This is a genomic window from Cohnella laeviribosi DSM 21336 (genome assembly GCF_000378425.1).
Lineage (GTDB): Bacteria > Bacillota > Bacilli > Paenibacillales > Paenibacillaceae > Cohnella > Cohnella laeviribosi.
On sequence record NZ_KB899897.1, the window covers coordinates 1 to 1,629 of the forward strand.

The 1,629-nt window shown below is 49.8% G+C and carries 1 protein-coding gene; it reads right to left on the reverse strand.

What is annotated here, in order from left to right:
* Window positions 1–92: 92 nt before the first annotated feature.
* Window positions 93–1,457, reverse strand: coding sequence for an ISNCY family transposase (locus F560_RS0122020; RefSeq protein WP_019007868.1), 1,365 nt, complete (start codon window positions 1,455–1,457; stop codon window positions 93–95).
* Window positions 1,458–1,629: the final 172 nt, after the last annotated feature.

Genomic DNA, 1,629 nt, shown 5'->3' on the forward strand with positions numbered 1-1,629 from the left:
TAGTTGCTCCTGAAAAAGTCGATTTTCAAAAATAGTTTCGGGTTGCTGGCTGGGTTGTGAGGGGGAACTTTCCCTAATGATCGGTTTCCATGTTAGTTTTGGAGCATTTTTGCCGCTCTTTGCAGGTTGTGGGTCAGAATCCCGAAGCCGACCCAGCATTTTGAGCCGACAAAGCCCCGATACCTGCTGCGGTTCAAACCGTACTTCCGCTTGAGAAGACTAATCTTCGCTTCTCCAGCTGCACGGTAACGCTGCAAGTCTTTGAACCATAATTCGTTTTCGTACTCGGATCGGGCAATGCCTTTTTTGCCCTTTCGCGGCAAGCTAGCTCGCTTCACACCAAGTTCGGTAATGGCCGTTTCGTTCTTCTTGCTTGAGAAACCGCGGTCGGTCGCTACAGCTTGCGGCGCTTTGCCGAATTGTTTGATATGCGCCTGTACAGCGGGAACGAGCAGTTCATCATCCGAGGGGTTCCCCTCGTAGACAGCGTAGCCGGTCACAAAGCCGCTTTCCGTCTCGTCGATTCGCACCTTGTAGCCGAACTCAGTTCCTTTGGCCAGCTTACCTTTCTTAATCGGTCTTGCTTCCGGGTCAAAGAAACTGACGATCCGATCTGCGATGATTCGATTGCCGGAAACGACCTGTTTGGCTTGTTCCAACAACTTGCCGGTTAGCGTGACCGCCTCGGTCAGTTTGGTTTTACTTTGTCGAAGAGCAGCTTTGCCCTTGTCTTGCAGTTTCTCGATAACGGCTTGCGCCTTGTTCACAACGTTCTCGGCTACTTCGATTACGCTCCCAGTGATCCGGTCAACTTCTTCCCAAGATTCACGGGTGCGGCGACGTAGAACTTTCGCGATGGACAGAATCTTTTCCTTGATTTCTGCCGTACGATCTTCAAAGCCTTGAACAGTGTGGGAGGCGACTTTCCGGATTTTCTGAATCGTTCGAGTGATGACTTTTACGCCATCTTGCAACAGCGTAGCGTCTGTCGGGTGATGGATGTCGGATTCCACAACCGTCGTATCCGTGCGCAATTTGCGGGTTTTCAGAACGGCTTTTTCCTCACACTGCTTTACGAGTGCGGCATTGATGTCTTCGACGATCTTGTCGCCGTAGCGTTTGCGGGCATAGATGAGCGTAGACGGGTCGGGCATCGGTTCGTCGATGGCAAACCGGCAGAACATTCGCCATGTGATGCTGTCACCGACTTCCTTCACGAGTGACTCGTAGCCCAAATTGTATTTATGCTTCAGGACCATAAGACGGATGTACTTTTCAATTGCAAGCGTAGGACGGCCGCTTTTCTTGCCTTTCGGGTGCAACTCAGTAAACGGTTGAAGAAAACGGTCGTCGTCCAGTAATTGATCTATGATTGCAAGCTCGACCGGCAACTTTCTAACAGATTCCGGGAGAATGGCATCCCAGATGGTCAATTGCTCGTCTCGAAGTTTCAACATTTTCTTCACCTCTTGGAAGGATTCCCGAGGGCTTCTGTTGAACTCCTATAGCAAAGGAATTCTTCCCTCGGGGTGTGGAACTTTGTTATCTCGTCAATAACAATTTCCATTTTGAGGTGCTGAATTCCTTTTAATTATGCTCAAAACACCCTGACTTTTTCAGGGGAAACTA

Bases quoted from the DNA above. Each gene is read 5' to 3' on its own strand.
- F560_RS0122020 (WP_019007868.1), bottom strand. From the start codon at position 1,457: ATGTTGAAACTTCGAGACGAGCAATTGACCATCTGGGATGCCATTCTC.